The 16,493-nt window shown below is 65.8% G+C and carries 14 protein-coding genes; 4 read left to right on the top strand and 10 right to left on the bottom strand.

Annotated features, from left to right (window positions below; all coding sequences use genetic code 11):
* Positions 1-3: 3 nt before the first annotated feature.
* Both Q9R30_RS06250 and Q9R30_RS06245 read right to left on the bottom strand, forming a co-directional pair.
* Positions 4-1,329 (bottom strand): MFS transporter, encoded by a 1,326-nt coding sequence (locus Q9R30_RS06250; protein ID WP_104996372.1) that lies wholly within the window; start codon positions 1,327-1,329, stop codon positions 4-6.
* A gap of 1 nt (position 1,330) precedes the next feature.
* Entirely contained in the window at positions 1,331-3,010 is a 1,680-nt protein-coding gene (locus Q9R30_RS06245) for an amidohydrolase (RefSeq protein WP_311217074.1), read from the bottom strand.
* Positions 3,011-3,135: 125 nt separating this feature from the next.
* Between Q9R30_RS06245 and Q9R30_RS06240 the strand changes: the two genes are divergently transcribed.
* Complete coding sequence (locus Q9R30_RS06240) at positions 3,136-4,335, top strand: helix-turn-helix domain-containing protein (protein ID WP_311217073.1); 1,200 nt, start codon at positions 3,136-3,138, stop codon at positions 4,333-4,335.
* A gap of 39 nt (positions 4,336-4,374) precedes the next feature.
* Here Q9R30_RS06240 and Q9R30_RS06235 read toward each other — a convergent pair whose 3' ends face one another.
* From Q9R30_RS06235 to Q9R30_RS06215, 5 genes are all read right to left on the bottom strand, one after another.
* Entirely contained in the window at positions 4,375-5,466 is a 1,092-nt protein-coding gene (locus tag Q9R30_RS06235) for a LacI family DNA-binding transcriptional regulator (protein ID WP_104996375.1), read from the bottom strand.
* Between the two features lie 38 nt (positions 5,467-5,504).
* Entirely contained in the window at positions 5,505-6,410 is a 906-nt protein-coding gene (locus tag Q9R30_RS06230) for a carbohydrate ABC transporter permease (protein WP_104996376.1), read from the bottom strand.
* A complete protein-coding gene (locus Q9R30_RS06225) occupies positions 6,407-7,288 on the bottom strand; it encodes a sugar ABC transporter permease (RefSeq protein WP_311217100.1) in 882 nt (293 codons plus the stop codon). The genes Q9R30_RS06230 and Q9R30_RS06225 overlap by 4 nt, the downstream gene beginning before the upstream one ends.
* 91 nt (positions 7,289-7,379) lie before the next feature.
* On the bottom strand, positions 7,380-8,714 hold the full coding sequence (locus Q9R30_RS06220) for an extracellular solute-binding protein (RefSeq protein ID WP_311217072.1): 1,335 nt from the start codon (positions 8,712-8,714) through the stop codon (positions 7,380-7,382).
* A gap of 49 nt (positions 8,715-8,763) precedes the next feature.
* A complete protein-coding gene (locus tag Q9R30_RS06215) occupies positions 8,764-10,200 on the bottom strand; it encodes a GH32 C-terminal domain-containing protein (RefSeq protein ID WP_311217071.1) in 1,437 nt (478 codons plus the stop codon).
* A gap of 276 nt (positions 10,201-10,476) precedes the next feature.
* Between Q9R30_RS06215 and Q9R30_RS06210 the strand changes: the two genes are divergently transcribed.
* Positions 10,477-12,033 carry a glycoside hydrolase family 32 protein gene (locus Q9R30_RS06210; RefSeq protein ID WP_311217070.1) on the top strand — a complete coding sequence of 519 codons (1,557 nt, stop codon included), beginning with the start codon at positions 10,477-10,479 and terminating at the stop codon, positions 12,031-12,033.
* Positions 12,034-12,125: 92 nt separating this feature from the next.
* Here the strand turns inward: Q9R30_RS06210 and hxlA are convergent, their stop codons facing one another.
* Both hxlA and hxlB read right to left on the bottom strand, forming a co-directional pair.
* Positions 12,126-12,749, bottom strand: coding sequence for a 3-hexulose-6-phosphate synthase (hxlA, locus tag Q9R30_RS06205; RefSeq protein ID WP_104996380.1), 624 nt, complete (start codon positions 12,747-12,749; stop codon positions 12,126-12,128).
* 46 nt (positions 12,750-12,795) lie between these two features.
* Entirely contained in the window at positions 12,796-13,413 is a 618-nt protein-coding gene (hxlB, locus tag Q9R30_RS06200) for a 6-phospho-3-hexuloisomerase (RefSeq protein ID WP_311217069.1), read from the bottom strand.
* Positions 13,414-13,606: 193 nt separating this feature from the next.
* Here hxlB and Q9R30_RS06195 point away from each other — a divergent pair, with 193 nt between their 5' ends.
* Positions 13,607-14,830 carry a LuxR C-terminal-related transcriptional regulator gene (locus Q9R30_RS06195; RefSeq protein WP_311217099.1) on the top strand — a complete coding sequence of 408 codons (1,224 nt, stop codon included), beginning with the start codon at positions 13,607-13,609 and terminating at the stop codon, positions 14,828-14,830.
* A gap of 94 nt (positions 14,831-14,924) precedes the next feature.
* Positions 14,925-15,737, top strand: a complete 813-nt coding sequence (locus Q9R30_RS06190; protein WP_311217068.1) for an IclR family transcriptional regulator — start codon at positions 14,925-14,927, stop codon at positions 15,735-15,737.
* 24 nt (positions 15,738-15,761) lie between these two features.
* Here Q9R30_RS06190 and Q9R30_RS06185 read toward each other — a convergent pair whose 3' ends face one another.
* Positions 15,762-16,448 (bottom strand): GntR family transcriptional regulator, encoded by a 687-nt coding sequence (locus tag Q9R30_RS06185; protein WP_104996383.1) that lies wholly within the window; start codon positions 16,446-16,448, stop codon positions 15,762-15,764.
* Between the last annotated feature and the right edge of the window lie 45 nt (positions 16,449-16,493).

Raw genomic sequence — 16,493 nt, 5'->3', positions numbered from 1 at the left:
TCATTACCGTACGATCGCTTTGTCCTTGACGCGGAGGCGCTCGCCGAAGAATCCACCGGCTGCGGTAATCAGCGACACGACGATCAGCAGCAGGGAAGCGGTCCAGGACGCTCCACCGGAAACACCGAGCAGGGCGACGGCGATCAGCGGCAGGAACCCGCTCAGGGCACCAGCCAGGTTGTAACCCAGCGCGACGCCGCTGTAACGCAGCTGCGGCGGGAACATCTCGGTCAGCAGGGCACCGGTGACCGAGTAGGCCACGGAAAGCAGAGCGATGCCGAGAGTGACGGCGAGGACGATGGCGAACGGATTGCGGGAGTCGATCATCCAGAAGAGCGGGAACGCTGCGGCAGCGGTCACGAGGCCGCCGATGAAGGTCATCCGTCCCGGGCCGACCTTCTCACTGATGCGGCCGATGACCAGGATGACGCCGATCTGCACGACGGCGGCGACCAGGGTGGCGTTGACCATGAGTCCACGGTCCAGGCCGAGGGTTGCGGTGCCGTAGCTGATGACGAAGGTAGTCATGATGTAGAAACCGCCGACGCCGAGGAAAGCGGCGGCGATAGCAACGATCAGCCGGCCCCACGCCTGACGGAAGACATCGACTGCCGGAATCTTGGCGCGTTCCTCCAGCTTGACCAGTTCACGGAAGATCGGTGATTCCTCAACCTTCAGCCGGATGTACAGTGCGACCAGCAGCAGCGGGAATGCCGCCAGGAACGGCAGGCGCCAGCCCCAGGAATCGAAGACCTCGGAGGGCATGAGCAGTACCAGTGCGAAGGCGCCGGAGGACATCAGCGTGCCCACGGGCGAACCGACCTGCACCAGGGCGGCATACCGTCCACGCTTCTCAATGGGGGCGTGTTCGACGGCGATGGTCATGGCGCCGCCCCACTCACCGCCCACTGCGAGGCCCTGCACCAGGCGCAGGATGGCCAGCATGATGGGTGCTGCGAGGCCGATGGTGCCGAAATCAGGCAGCACGCCGATAAGGCCCGTAGCCACGCCAATCGCGACGATGGTGATCAGCAGCGCCGGACGCCTCCCGACGCGGTCACCGATGTAGCCGAAGAGAACGGCGCCGAGCGGACGGGCAGCGAAACCGACACCGAATGTGGCGAAGGCTGCCAACGTTGCAGCCGTCGGATCCAGCGAGGTGAAAAACAGCCGGTTGAAAACGATGGCTGCAGCGGTGCCGAAGAGGAAGTAGTCGTACCATTCGAGCGCAGTGCCTACGAAGGCCGCGCGGGCGATTTTGCCGGCGTCGGCTCCGCTGACAACTGGTACGGCTGCTTCTTCTTCCTGGGTGGCGTCATGTGGTTGCATGCTAGGTGCCTCTCAATGTGGGAGTGGGGTGGGACGATGCGGTGCTTTGGAGTTTCTCGATGTAGCCGTGCCCGAAAACGCAGGCGCCGTCGAGCAGGGTCGCCAGCACGCTGATCTGGCCGATCTCGTGGGGCGGTACGTCTGCGGGGTGGGCGGAAAGGAACACGAGATCGGCGAACTTTCCCGGTTCCAGCGTTCCCCGACGGTCTTCCTCGCCTGCCATCCACGCGGTGTCGACCGTGTAGGCGCGCAGGGCGGTCCCGGCGTCGACCCGTTCCTGTGGGCTCAGCGTTGCGCCGCCGGAACTGGCGCGCGTCACCATGGATTGCATGCCCAGCAGCGGCGCCCCGGCCGCTACCGGCCTGTCCGAGCTGCCGGGAACGCGTACGCCGGAGTCCAGGAAGGACTTGTGGCGGTACAGCCACGGCGTCCGCTCCTCGCCCACCGCGTCCACCATGGTGTCGCCCACCTCATACAGGAAGTGCGGCTGCGGAACGGGTGTGACGCCCAGCGCTGCGAACCGGGGAAGCTGGTCCGGACGGACCATGCCGGCGTGCTCGATGCGGTGCCGCGCGTCGGGCCGAGCCAGCTTCCGGTGCGCGGCCTCAAAAGCGTCCAGCGCGACGTCGACTGCCGAATCCCCGATCGCGTGCGCTGCGACGTTCCAGCCGGAGCAGTGTGCGTCGATAATGCGCTGGGCCAGTTCCCCGGGGGAGAGCTGGAAGCTGCCGTTGCCGTGATCATGGTCGCAAAACGGCTCGCTTACTGCTGCAGTGCGGCCGATCAGGGAACCGTCGATGAATATTTTCATGGCGCCCAGCCGGATGTGGTCGTCCCCAAAGCCCGACGTGATGCCGAGGTCCAAGCCGAAGCTAATCCCGTCCGTGGCATTGGACTGGAGCGGGTGCAGGGCATCGCTGACGGCCATCATCTGGACCCGGGTTTTCAGCAGGCCCCGGCGTCGTGCTTCAACATAGGCAGCGAGTTCGACAGCGCTACGGCCGATCCAGCCCGACCCGATGCCGGCCTCCACAACATGCGTCAGGCCTTCGGAAGCGTAAACCTCGCTTGCTGCGCCAATCGCGTCCGCGAGGTCCGTGACCGGGTAAGGCACAACAAGCGCAGTGACCAGTTTCTGGGCCTGCTCCTCAAGCAATCCGGTAGGCCCCCCGGAATCCTCCACCACCGTGCCGCCCTCGGGAACAATCGCCGAGCCGTCCAGAACGCCCGTGCGATCAAGCACCTCGGAGTTTACGGCGCACATGTGCCCTGAGCGGTGCTTGAGCCATACGGCACGGCCGGGAGCGGACCGGTCCAGGCCGCTCCGGTGCGGATGACCCCCCAGGACGGTGTCGTCATAACCCGATCCCACCACCCACGCGTCTTCAGGGAGACCGCGCGCGAAGCGGGAGACTGCATCGTACAGTTCCTCGAGGGTCCGGCAGCCGGACAGATCGAGTTCGGCGAGGGACTGCCCAAACCACGCCATATGGTTGTGCGAATCACCAAAGCCGGGGACGACGACGGCTCCGCCGCAGTCAAGCGTCCGCCGAGCCGGGAGGTCCAGGACGTCGTCGTCAAACCCGATGATCCGTCCGTGGAGCACTCCCATGGCGTGGGCTGTTGAACGGGCATCGTCCATCGTGAAGATGCGGGCCTTGACAAGTTTCAGATCGAGCATGGGCCTCGACGGCGGTCCTTTCCGGATACGGGCGCGAACTTACAGAACACCTCCTTCAATGGTGGGATGGATCACGTGGGGAAACAATGGACGAACACAGTGCAGTCCGGTTCTAGAATGGGCATATGCCCAATACAGCGTCCGCGGACAGGACCCCGGCGTCTGCTGGAGCCGCCAGCCGCTCGGTGGTGTCTGACCTGGTGTCCGACTGCCTCGCCGACATCGACCGGATCGCGCACGAGTACCTTCTCGAGGTGCAGAAGATTGACGATTATGCAGCCTCTGCGGTGACTGCCCAGGATCTGGAAGAGACAGCCGTAGCCTCGATAGAGCTATTGCTGCGGCTGGTGGGAAGCCTTCCAATACCCGACCGGCTCGCGGGTATGTCCGACGCACTGGGACACCGCCGCGCGCAGCAGGGCCTGCCCTTGGAATCCCTGCTGCGCGCAGTGCGCATGGACTTCCGGGTGCTCTGGACGGCAATGCTGGAGAAGGTTCCACCGTCGTCCCTGCCGGAGTTGACCAAGGATGCAGTGCGCGTCTGGGAAGCGGTGGAGTTCCACACCATCCGGGTGCACGCAGGCTACCTCGATGAGCTCGCCAGCATGGCGCAGGAAAAAGAGACGCAGCGCGCGTTCCTCCTGTCGCGGCTGCTCAATTCGGACGGTAAGGACCCGCAGGTGCTGGGACAGGCTGCCCGCGCGCTCGGCGTGGCGCCGGAGAGCAACTTCATCGTTGCCGTTGCCGCCGAATACGCCCAGAAGGCATTCCGTGCGGAGGCGCTTCGTGCCGGTGCTGAACACTTCCTCCACGAGCGCGACGGCGCACTGATCCTCATTCTTGAGGACGTTCCCGCCCGGGCCGGACGGGAGCCGGAGGGCGCCCGCCCGTGGCTGTCCCGGCTGGACTGCTTTGTGGCGCCTCCCGCCCGCTCCTTGGCCGACGTGCCCCGGATGCTTCGGATCGCCCTGGAATCGCTACCGGTGGTGACGCCGCAGCGCCCAGGTCAGCGGACGGTGCGTGAGGCATGGGGGCATGTTGCCATGACCCGGCTGGGAGAATACGGGACCGTCCTGGCGGACACCGTGCTGGGCCCGCTTGCTACGATCTCCACGCATGAACGTGACCGGCTGATCGAGACGGTCCAGGCGTACCTCCGTACCGGATCGGTGTCAGAAACTGCCGGGGAGCTGTACTGCCACCGAAACACTGTGCTGAACCGCCTTGCCCGGTTCGGGCAACTCACCAGCTTCGATCCCGCTAATCCCCAGGACGCCGCTACGGTAATTGCCGCTCTCCACGTCCTCTTCCCGGCATCAAGCTAAGGAAAGGCGGACGCCGTCCGGGGCCGTAGCAGCTCTGGTTCAGGCGTGCGCCTGGGCCCGGACGGAGGCCCGTTCCACGGCGGGGCAGTGGATTTTCGCCACCCCGTCTGCCGCAGTCGCGGGTGCGTTGTCCGGCCCCAGCAGCATCCGGACACCCGCCGCACCGAGTTCATAGTGGGGGAGTGAGACGGTGGAGAGCGGGGGGCGCAGATGGGCGGCAATGACTTCCTGGTTGTCGAACCCCACCACAGCCATGTCCTCAGGAATGGACAGGCCGTGCTCGCGCAGGCCGTCGTAGAGGCCCATTGCCATCCGGTCGTTGTAGCAGTACACCGCAGTCACGCCGCGCCTGAGGAGTTCCGGAGTGGCCCCGTAGCCGCCTTCCTGGTCCGGATAGGCCTCCAGCACCAGCTCCGGGTCAAACGGAACACCTGCCTTCTCCAATGCTTCGCGGTACCCCTGGAGCCGCCCGTCCTTGGCCGGGGCGGGGATGGTGGCATTGATGAAGGCGATCTTCCGGTGGCCGTGCCCCAGCAGGATTTCGGTGGCCGAGCGGCCGCCCTGCACCTCGTCGGGCACCACGGCCCGGGTGCCGGGCTCCTTGGAGAAGCAGTTGACCAGGACGAAGTCGGCTTCCCGGAGCGGCGTCGGAATGTCCGTCTGGCGGTGGAACCAGGTGGAGTAGAGGATGCCGCGGACCTTGTATTCGAGCATCATCTGGATTGCGTCCTGCTCCAGTTCGCTGTTGCCTTCGGTGTTGGCGATGAGGAGGGCGTATCCGTGCTTCCAGGCCTCGTCCTGTGCGCCGTGGATGATCTGGCCGGCGAAGGGCGTGGTGGCAACTCCGTCAGCCACCAGTCCGATGAACCGGGACGTGCCGCTGACCAGCGTTTTGGCCATCGCATTCGGGCGGTAGCCCAGCGTCCGGATGGCGTCCTGCACCCGCCGGCGGGTATCGTCGGCAATCCGGGCGGCCTTCTTCTTGTTGACCACCAGGGACACCGTGGCCGTGGAAACTCCGGCCGCTTCCGCCACGTCGCGAAGGGTGACCGGGTGCGCGCGCTCCGGGGTTTTTGCTGCCGCGGAGGCTGCAGGGGCAGGCATGTCCGCCCCATTCTCCATTGAACTCATCTGCCCTCCTTGAGGAGTATATCCACCCGCTGTTGCCGTCATCCCTTCGTCGCCCCGCTTTCAAGTCCCTGGATCATGGCCTTGTTGAGCACCAGGAACACCAGCAGCAGCGGGGTGATGGTCACGCACACTGCGGCGAAGGTTGCCGTCCAGTCCACCTTGCCCATGGCGCCGATGTAGTTTTGCAGGCCCAGCGGAATGGTCTTCAGGTCCTCAGACAAGACGAACGTGTTGGCGAAGATGAAGTCGTTCCAGATGAAGATGCTGTTGACCAGGACCACCGTGACCACCGTGTTCAGGGACAGCGGCATGGTGATCAGCCCGAAGATCCGGTACGGGCCGGCGCCGTCCAGGGAGGCTGCCTCATACGTTTCCTTGGGGATGTACTCGTAGAACGAGCAGAAAAGGTAGATGGACATGGGCAGCGAGAAACCGGCCAGCGGAATGATCATCGACTGGTAGGTGTCCAGCAGGTTCACGGCCGAATAGTCGATGAACAGGGGGACCAGGGCGATCTGGACCGGGACGATGATGCCGATCAGGAACAGTCCGCGGACCAGTTTGCTGAGCCGGAAACCGAGGACCTGGATGGCGTAGGCGGCCATCATGCCCAGCAGGACAATCAGGATGTTCGCCCCCATGGTGACGATGAAGCTGTTCAGGATGTTCCGCCCCAGGTCGCCCGTTTCGAACGCCCGGGCATAGTTCTCCCAGGTCAGGGAGCCGGGCAGGGCAAAAGGATCACCGGTGGCGAAGTCCTGTTCCGTGCGGAGGCTGGTCAGGAAGAGCCACGCCAGCGGGTAGACCTGCATGATCACGATGAGCATGACCAGCACGCGGGACAGCGTCCGGAACAGGTCGGGCCTGCGCCGGCGGCGCTTTCCGGACGGGCGGACAGGTACGACGGCGGCGGGCGGGGTGGGAGGGGCTGCCTGGGTGATCATGAGTCTGCCTTCCGCTTCAGCAGGAACAGGATGAGGCCGACGGCCACGAGGCACTCAACCACGATGAACACGGAGATGGTGCTGGCGTAGCCGAAGTCCGTGCTGGTGAATGCCGTCTTGTACATGTAGGTGGTGAGCAGTTCCGAGGACTGCCCCGGACCGCCGTTGGTCATCAGGTATGGGATGTCGAAGCCGCGCAGCCCGTAGGTAGTGGCCATGATGGTGGTGGTGATCCACACCGGGCGGATGTACGGGAAGCGGATCTTGGTGAACAGCGTCCACCGGGACGCGCCATCCAGGACGGCGGCCTCCTCAAGCTCCTTGGGCACTGCGAGCAGGGCGGCGTAGATGATGAGCATGTACAGCCCGGTGAAACGCCAGCCCTCCGGTGCTGACACCGCCGCAAGGACCGTGTTGACGTCCGAGAGCCAGGGCCGTTCCAGGCTGCCAAGGCCAAGCCAGTGGAACAGCTGGTTGAGCAGGCCCACGGGCTCCAGGGAGTAGATCCGCACGAAGAGGAAGGCGATGGCCACCGTGGAGATGACGGCCGGTAGCAGGTAGAGGGTTTTGACCAGCTCGCGTCCGCGGCGGAGCGACGTGAGGAGGCTGGCCACCACCAGGGCGCCGCCGAGCTGCAGCACCAGGCAGACGGCCAGGTACACAAGGGCGTTCAGGAACGCCCGCCAAAAGATATCGTCGGCTGCGAACATCCGGACATAGTTGTCCAGCCCCACGAATTCCATGTCGCTGATGCCGTTCCAGGAGAAGAAGCTGAGGAACAGGGACTGGACGATGGGGAAGAGGACTGCTGCGCCGTAGAGGAGCAGCGGTGGAAGCAGGAAGACCAGGACCGAGGTCCGTGACCTGTTGGGCAGCATCCTGTTGGATTGCATGGCGGGGCCTTTCGGGGCCTTGCGGCGGGGGACCTCTGAGTTCCCCCGCCGCGTTGGTTTCGTGAGGAAGCAGTGCCTACTTGAAGAACTTGGGGGCGTTCTGCGCGATGGTCTTGTCCATGGTTTCGGTGAACTGCTCAGGCGTGATGTTGCCCTGCACCAGCAGGACCAGCTCCTGCTGCAGCCGGCCGTTGGTGGTCGGGTCCAGCTGCGTGTCCCACGGCATTGCCTGCTTGGAACCAAGTTCCTTGGCCTGGTCCAGTGCCTTCCGGTACAGCGGCGTGGCGTTGGCCGGGACAACGGTTTCGACGTCGGTGGTGGGGGACAGTGCGCCGGTGGCGGCATATTCGGCCGGGTACTTTTCCAGGGCGAACTTCAGGAAGTCGCTCACCAGGGGATCGTAGGTTTTGGCGTTCACCGCCATGCCGATGCCGGACGGGGACACGAATTCGTTGGCCGCCGTCACGGAGTTGGCCGTGGTGGGCAGGGTAAAGAAGTCGATGTCGTTGCGGACCGCAGGATCCAGCTTCTCCGTGGCCAGGCTGGGCAGTTCCCACGTGCCGATGTTGTACATGGCGGCCTGTCCGGAAGTGAACTGGTTTTGCGCGTCGGAGTAGCCCTGGGCGGAGAAGCCGTCCTGGAAGCACTTGGCCTTGCCCAGTTCCGCCATCCAGTTCACAGTCTTCTGGCCGGCGGGATCGCTGAACTTCGCCTCGCCCTTCTTCAGCTTCTGGACGAAGTCCGGGCCGGCTTCCCGGAAGGGCTGGTAGGCGACGTAGCGTTCCAGCGGCCACTGGTCCTGGCCGTCGATGGCGATGGGGGTGATGCCGGCGCTGCGCAGGGCAGTGCACATGGCCGGGATGTCGTCGAGCGAGGTGGGTACTGCGACGCCGGCCTTCTGCAGCAGTGCCTTGTTGTACCAGATGAATTCCAGCTCGAACTGGAACGGGATCATGTACAGGGAGCCGTCGTCGAAGCGCTGGTAGTCCAGCGCGCCCGGACGGTAGTCGTCGTAGACGTTGAGCGACTTCAGCAGCTTTTCGGCGTCCACCATCTTGCCCTGCTTGGCCAACTCCTGGGCGAAGGGTGTGGCGTCGGTGTCGAACAGTTCGGGCAGCTTGTTGGCTGCCGCCAGGGTCTCGAGTTTCTGGATGTAGGAGGGACGGTCCGGGGTGGTGATCAGGTTGAGCTCAAAGCCCGGGTGGTCCTTGGCGTAGTCGTCGGCCAGCTTTTTCATGATGTTGATGACCGCGCCGTCGGCGGGCCGGGAGAGCAGCCACGAAATCTCGCGCGGCTTGATCTCGCCGGTGGGGCTGACGTTGGACGGGTCTGTGGAGCTTGCGCCGCCACAGGCGGTCAGCGCCAGGGCGGTAACGGCTGCGGCGGCGGCAGCGCGGAACAGGTTCTTCATTGGTCAATCTCCCTTGATTGGAACGGAGGATGGGGGTTGCGGGGGGTATTCAGTTGTCGGTGCGCTTGCGTACTTCGAAATCTGTGACGGTGACGGATCCTTCGCCGGCGAACACGCCGATCCCGCCCGCGGGGAGGTCGTAGATCCGGGTGCTGAGGGCCACCTGGCGGTCCACGACGGCGACGCACAGGTCGCCGTCGACCACCACTTCCAGCGTGTGGCTGCCGGGCGGGAGGTGGCAGGGGCGTTCCAGTTCGATGGCGTAGGGAACGTCGCCGGAAACATGCCACTGCGCCTCGCCGGTGACGGTCCGGGGCCACCGGTCGAACACCAGGCGTCCACGCTTCGGTTCGAGGCGGAGGACGTAGGAGTGGTCGCCGTCCGGGCTGGAGCGCAGCAGGATCCCGCATTCCGTGGTGCCCGGCTGGATGTCCAGCACCGCCTTGGCATAGAACTGCGTGGGCAGATCGTTTGCTGCCACGGCGGCGCTGTAGGAGTCCGGCACGTCCAGGCTGATGGGCAGCGGGCTCGCCAGCTCGAGCGGGACCCCGTCCCAAAAGCTGTCCACAAGCTCGTCCACGAGGCCGAACGCCAAGGTCCCGTCGGGGTTCTGCCGTGCCTCCAGGACGGACATGGTGCCCGCCCACTGCCAGGCGCCGTCGTCGCAATTGCCTTCCTTGCTGGCAATCCAGCCGAAGAAGAACCGACGGCCGTCCCGCTCCGCCGTCTTGGACGCGTAGAACGCACGCCCGTCGATGCTGTCCAGGCCAGGAACTGTCCACGGCCCCGTGGGGCTCTTGGCCATCCGGTACCGGGTGGTGAACGTTTCGGAAAACTCGGAGTAGACCATGTACCACCAGCCGCCCCATTCGAACACGTCAGGGCATTCATGCGTGATGTACCTGCGGGGATCCCAGAAGGGGTCCGTGTGCTCCCACGTCATCAGGTCTGCGGAGATGCACTGGGCGATGACCCCCCGGCGGCGTTCGGGGCCGTCGGAGTGCCGGGCCGCCAGGAGCATCCGCCACAGGCCGGCCGCCTCGTCACGGAAGACGAAGGGGTCCCGCCAGTCCGCGGACTCAAAACCGTCCGGCGCACCGAACGTAAGCTCCGGGTGCTTGACCCACGTGTTCATGCCGTCCGTGCTGGTGGCGTGCATGACCAGCTGCAGGGGCAGGCCGTCTTTTCCGAGGTTGCCCGGGTTCTGTCCCGTGTAGAACAGGTGGTGGACGCCTGAGTCGTCAGCAATGACGCTGCCTGTGTAGCAGTTGAAGTCAAGGTCGTCTGTGGTCCCGTGGGGGAGGGCCACCCCGTGGTCCTGGAACTGGGTGAGGTCCTTGGTGGTTACCAGGTTCCAGGCCGTTCCGGGCTTCGGGTCGGCGCGGACCTCGGAAAGGTAGAAGAGCCAGAACTCCCCGTCCTTCTGGAAAGGGATAAGGTCTCCAACCCAGGCATCGGCGGGCTGGAAGAAGACTGGGTAGCTCATCGGCGTTGATGTCCATTCTGCTAAAGCGTTTGATCACATGAAGCTAGCGTGGATTTAATCAGCGATCAAGCGTTTTAGCAAAAATAATTCCGGCACTCTTTCCCGGCCCGTTTATGACGGCAGCAGTTTTGCTGAAACGCTTGACCTCACCGTTTGCCGCTGGGTATCTTCTTCTGCTAAAGCGCTTAATCAGCCGGCGGGCTGGTCAGCGAACCACCGGTGGCTCCATCACTCCGAGCGCCCGGCGGAGCAGCCGCCCCTGAGAGGAAGTCAACGATGACATCTGCCTTATCCCGACGACATGTCCTGCAAGGCACCGGAGCAGGAGCACTCGCCTTGCTTATGGGCGGCACTGTCCCTGCCGTTCCGGCATGGGCCAAGCGCTCACTGCGGGCGGCCTATCACATGACGCCGCCCTCCGGTTGGCTGTGCGATCCGCAGCGCCCCGTGTTTGTCAACGGCGCCTACCACCTCTACTACCTGCACTCCACGCAGAACAACGGCCAAGGCGGCTGGGATCACGCAACCACAATCGACGGGGTGGCCTTTAGCCATCACGGCGACGCGCTGCCGCTGCAGCCGGACTTCCCCGTGTGGTCCGGATCGGCAGTGGTGGACACCGCCAACACGGCGGGCTTCGGCGCGGGGGCCATCGTAGTCCTTGCCACCCAGCCCACCGGCGGCATCCGCAAGTACCAGGAGCAGTACCTCTACTGGTCGACCGACGGCGGCTACACGTTCACTGCGCTGCCGGACCCGGTCATCGTGAACACGGACGGAAGGGCGGCCACCACGCAGGCGGAAATCGACAATGCCGAATGGTTCCGGGACCCGAAGATCCACTGGGATACGGTGCGCAACGAGTGGGTGTGCGTGATCGGGCGCGCGCGGTACGCAGCGTTCTACACTTCCCCGAACCTGCGTAACTGGCAGCTGAAGCGCAACTTCGACTTCCCCAATCCCGCGCTGGGCGGCATCGAGTGTCCTGACCTCTTCGAGATGACAGCCGACGATGGCACCCGCCACTGGGTGCTGGGCGCCAGTATGGATGCCTACAGTGTCGGGCTGCCCATGACCTACGCCTACTGGACCGGAACCTGGGATGGGGAGCAGTTCCTCGCCGACGACGTCAGCAATCCCCAATGGCTGGACTGGGGCTGGGACTGGTACGGCGCGGTGACCTGGCCGGCTGCAGAGGCGCCGGCAACCCGGCGGTACGCCATCGGCTGGATGAACAACTGGAAGTACGCCGCCCGCGACGTTCCCACGGATGCGTCCGACGGGTACAACGGGCAGAACTCGATCGTCCGCGAACTGCGCCTCGAACGCCAGGGCGGCGGCTGGTACAGCCTGCTCAGCAGCCCGGTCGGGGCGCTCGCGAATTACGCCGGCTCCACCACCACATTCCCGGACCGCACGGTCAACGGCAGCACCGTAATGCCTTGGTGCGGCCGCGCCTACGAGCTGGAACTCGATATTTCCTGGGAGGCAGCCACGAACGTGGGGATCTCCGTGGGCCGCTCCGCTGACGGCGCCCGCCATACAAACATCGGAAAGTACGGCAACGAGCTCTATGTGGACCGCGGGCCGTCGGACCTGGGCGGCTTCTCGCTGGTGCCGTACACTCGTGCGGCAGCGCCCATCGACGCTGCCGCGCGGTCAGTGCACCTGCGCATCTTCGTGGACACCCAGAGCGTTGAGGTGTTCGTCAACGCCGGCCACACCGTGATCTCCCAGCAGGTGCACTTTGCGGAGGGAGACAACGGGATCTCCTTCTACACGGACGGCGGCCCGGCCACCTTCTCAGGCATCACCATCCGGTCCTTCCAGTAGCCGGCCACGCGAAGCGGCGGCCCCCACGCGTCAGTGGGGGCCGCCGTCGTGAGTGCGGCCGGCTCACCCGCCGGCCGCAGCTGGCGGAGCTGCTAGATGATCGCGGCCCGCAGTTCCTTGGCAGCGACGGCGGGATCGTCGGCGCCGTAGATGGAGCCGCCGACGACGGCCACGTCGGCGCCTGCGCGCTGTACGGCTTCGATGGTGGACAGGTTCACGCCGCCGGCGACGGAGAACGGCACGCGGGCCTCTTCGCCGGCGTTCAGCAGCACGTCCAGGTTGTAGCCGGGCTTGGCCTGCTCATCCAGGCCGGCATGGAACTCGATGAACTTTGCCCCCAGGGCACGGGCTTCCCGGGCGCGGGCCACCTTGTCCGCAACGCCGATCAGGTCCACCACAATGCCCTTGTTGTGGGCCTTGGCAGCCTTGACGGCCCCGGCGATGGTGGAATCGTCGGCGCTGCCCAGGACGGACACCAGGTCTGCGCCCGCGTTGAAGGCGATTTCGGCTTCGAGTTCGCCGGCATCCATCGTCTTCATGTCCGCGAACACGATCTTGTCCGGGTGGGCGGTCTTGACGGCCGTGACGGCGGACAGCCCGGCGTTCTTCACCAGCGGCGTGCCCAGTTCGATGATGTCCACGTACTCGGCGACTTTGCCGGCCAGGTCCAGTGCGGCTTCGACGGTAAGGACATCCATGGCTACTTGCAGTTTCATGTTCTATCTCTTTCGGTGGGAATCGGATTTGTTGGGGGACGCGGGCTTACTCGAGGTTCGCGTGGCGCTGCCAGAGGTCCTCCGGGGCGGCGGCGTCCTCGTCCCACAGGCTTTGGAACACCGCCTCGGTGGTGGCAAAAAGCACCTGCTCGAAGAGGCTCCCGGAGTACTGCCGGGTCACCGCCGAGCCGTGGTCCGTCTTCTGTGCAGCCGGGATGAGGACGACTGCGGCGGCAGCGGCCGCGAGCGGGGAACCAGTGCTGGTGGTGTAAGCGGCCACGCGGGCGCCTTGGGCGACGGCGGTTTCCGCCGCTGTCACCACGCCGGCGGTGGTGCCGGAGCCTGAAGCTGCGAGCAGCAGGTCCCCGGCGCGAATGGCCGGTGCCGTGGTTTCGCCCACCACATGCACCGTCAGGCCGAGGTGCATCAGCCGCATCGCCGCCATTTTCAGGACCAGGCCGCTGCGTCCGGCGCCGGTGACGAAGATCCTGCCGGCCAGCCGAAGCTCGGTCACCAGGGCTGCGATCTCTGCGGCGTCCACGTGCTGGAAGACGCTGCTGACCTCGTCCAGGACCAGGGCCCGGTTGTGGTCAAAGGCCCGGGCTGTGCCGGTCAGGGCTGGACCAGCCAGGGCTGCAGGGCCTGCTGGTGCGATGGTGCTCATGCTCGTACCTCCTTGGACGTTGCGACCCTTCAATGCTCGCCCGTCCGTTGGGTGGGCCCAACGCCATGAATGGGCGGTCGTGGCTACCCAAAGAGGTAGGTCTCCTGCGTCCGGCCAGTACACTGGGCAGGTGGAACGCGCGAACAACACTGACCTTCTCGAAGCAGTCGCCGCCCTGGCCACGGCTCCCCTGATGGATACCGCCCACCGGCTGCGGGCGGCCCTCGGCCCCTACTGGGAATCGAGTGCCCTGGTGATTTTCACGGAAGACTGCACCGGCCGGCCGCAGAAGAAGGCGGGCGCCGAGGCCGTCATCAGCCGCGTGTCCATCGCGGAACTGGACGCCATCCGTACCCCGCTCACCGCTGACGGGTCCGGGGCGGACGGCGCCGCCTGGCATGGTGAGGCCGTGTTCGGCGGCGAACTGCGCCCGGTCCTCGCGGTCTCCTCACCCAGCAACGCGCTGCTGGTCCTCTCCGACCCCCGGCCAATCCCGCCAGCCGGGGCCGGTCCGGACCCGCAATGGGTCCTCCACTACCTCTGGGCGCTGGCAGCCGAGCGGATCCGCGAGAAGGTGGCTGATGCGCCGCCGTCGTACCTCATTGAGTCCCGCGCGGCCTCGGCAGAGCGCCTGCGGGTGACCGCCGAGCTGGTGGACCGGCATTCCACCACCCTGGAAACACTGCTCGCCGCGCTGAGATCGCCTGCGCTGGCTGACGGCGCCGCCAGGACGGCGGCAACCGACGTCGCGGCCAAGGCCCTGGTGGGGCTCCGTACGCTCAGCGACCGCACCACGGACCTGGTGGAGGAGCCCGTTGCGTCCGCGTTCCAGCGCCTGCGCGAGGACCTGCGCCCGCTGATGAACTTCAGCGGCATCGACGTACAGTTCGTCGAGCCGCCGGTTAACGGCCGGGCACTTCCCGGTGAGGTGGCGCACGCCGCCAGGGCGATCGTCCGCGGCCTGGTGCTGGCCATGGTGGACCAGCAGGGAGTGCGCCGGATCCGCACCCAGTGGGATTGCGACGGCGTGAACCTCCTGGTCAATGTGCGCGACGACGGTCCCGGCGAACTTTCCGCCACCGCCCCCGCCGTGGCACGCCTCGTCCAGCGAGTGGAGGCCCTCAACGGCAGCATGGGCGTGGATGTCATGCCGGGCTGGGGCGCCGATGTGGCCGTCACCCTCCCGCTCGACCCACCCAGCCGCCCGCCGGCCGACATTGCGGGCTGGAACCTGGGGGAGCGGGAGCTGGAGGTCCTCCAGCTCCTGGCGGCCGGCCAGCGGAACCGGGGCATCGCCGCGAAGCTCCACATCAGCGAAAACACCGTGAAGTTCCACCTCCGCAACCTCTACCGGAAGATCGGCGCCTCCTCCCGCACCGAAGCCATGGCGCTCGCGCACAGCAACGGCCTGCGCTGACCTCCAGTTCGCTGGATGCCCGTGCGCCAGTCCTCGCCCGGCGGGTCCCGGTGCGGTGATTTCACGCTGCGCAGGCTACTTGAGAGTATTAGTCATGGCTTCGAACAAAGATCGCGAACCCGACGTCGATGCTGAGGCGGGCCAGCACGGCGGCGTCCAGTCCGTTGACCGCGCCCTCGCCGTCCTGGAGATCCTGGCGCGGGACGGCCATGCCGGCGTGAGCGACATCGCCGAGGAGATGGGCATCCACAAATCCACCGTCTCCCGGCTGCTCGGTTCGCTGGTGAGCCGCGAAATGGTCCACCAGAACAGCGACCGCGGAAAGTACCAGCTGGGCTTCGGCATCCTGCGGCTGGCCAGCTCCATTCCGGGGCGGCTCAGCCTGGTCCGGGAGGCCCGGCCGGTCCTTGAGGCCCTGGCGGAGGAATTCAAGGAAACGGTGAACCTCGCGGTCCTTCGCTCCAACTTCGCCGTCAACGTGGACCAGGCCATGGGCCCGTCCACCCTGGCCACATATGACTGGGTGGGCAACCTGACGCCGCTGCATGCCACCTCCAGCGGGAAGGTCCTGCTGGCCGCCTTGCCGGCGGAAGACCGGGACCGCATCCTGAAGGAGACGGGACTCCCGGCGCGGACGCCCCGGACCATCACCAACCGGAAGGAACTCGAAACCCAGCTGATCGACGTCGCCCGCGAGGGCTACGGCGTGGTGCGGGAGGAGTTCGAGATCGGGCTGACTGCGGTTGCCGTTCCGGTCTACAACCACCTGGGTGCCGTGATCGGGGCCATCAGCATTTCCGGGCCGGCATTCCGCTTTGATCCGGAAACGGCCCCGAGGCTTATCGAGGCGCTAAAGCAGGGCGGGCTCCAGGTCAGCGCCAGGATGGGTTACACCGGGCGCCGGTGATTGGCGCCGCTGCGGCGGCCTAATTCACTCCGGGTTGTCCCCGTGAACGTTGCTGAGGTTGTCCTCGGAGCGGTCCAGGTACGCCAGCAGGAGATCCGCGGCGCGGTCCAGTTCGCCGGACTCCAGCGCCGCGCAGATGGCCTCGTTGTCAGCCAAATAGTGCTGGTAGAACTGCGCGTCCACCGTGGCTTTATGGAAGAACAGCCGCATCTCCGCCAGGACCTGGCTCATGATGCTGTTTAGCCGCGGACTCCTGGCCATGGCAACAATGGCGCCGTGAAAATGCTGGTTCGCGGTGCCCAGGGCTTCATTGTCTCCAGCCGCGGCGGCGCGTTTTCCTTCCTCGACGGCGGCCCGGACGGCGGCGACGTCTTCCGGACTCCCGCCAGCCCGCAGGGCGCTGACCTCGATGGCGCGGCGGACCGTGTAGACGTCATGGACGTCCGCAGCCTCAAGGCTGGCCACAAAAACGCCCCGGTTGGGGTGCCGGACCACCAGCCGCTCGCTGGCCAGTTCCGCGAAGGCCTCCCGCACCGTGTTGCGGGAAACGCCCAGGTCCTCCGCGATGGTGGATTCGGTGAGGCGCGCCCCGGGAAGCAGGGCCCCCTCCGCCAGTTGCAGGCGGAGTTCGTCAGCCACCCGTTCAGCCACGGAGGGGACGGCCACCCGGAGGCGGCCTGCGGAGCGGAGTGTGGTCTCTTGAGCGGGCATACTTCAGAATTTACACGATCGTCACATCGTGGAATCGAAGGATTG

Source organism: Arthrobacter sp. AB6, assembly GCF_031844545.1.
GTDB lineage: Bacteria > Actinomycetota > Actinomycetes > Actinomycetales > Micrococcaceae > Arthrobacter.
The sequence above is the reverse complement of the archived record's forward strand: the minus strand, read 5'-3'. Positions and strand labels throughout refer to the sequence as shown.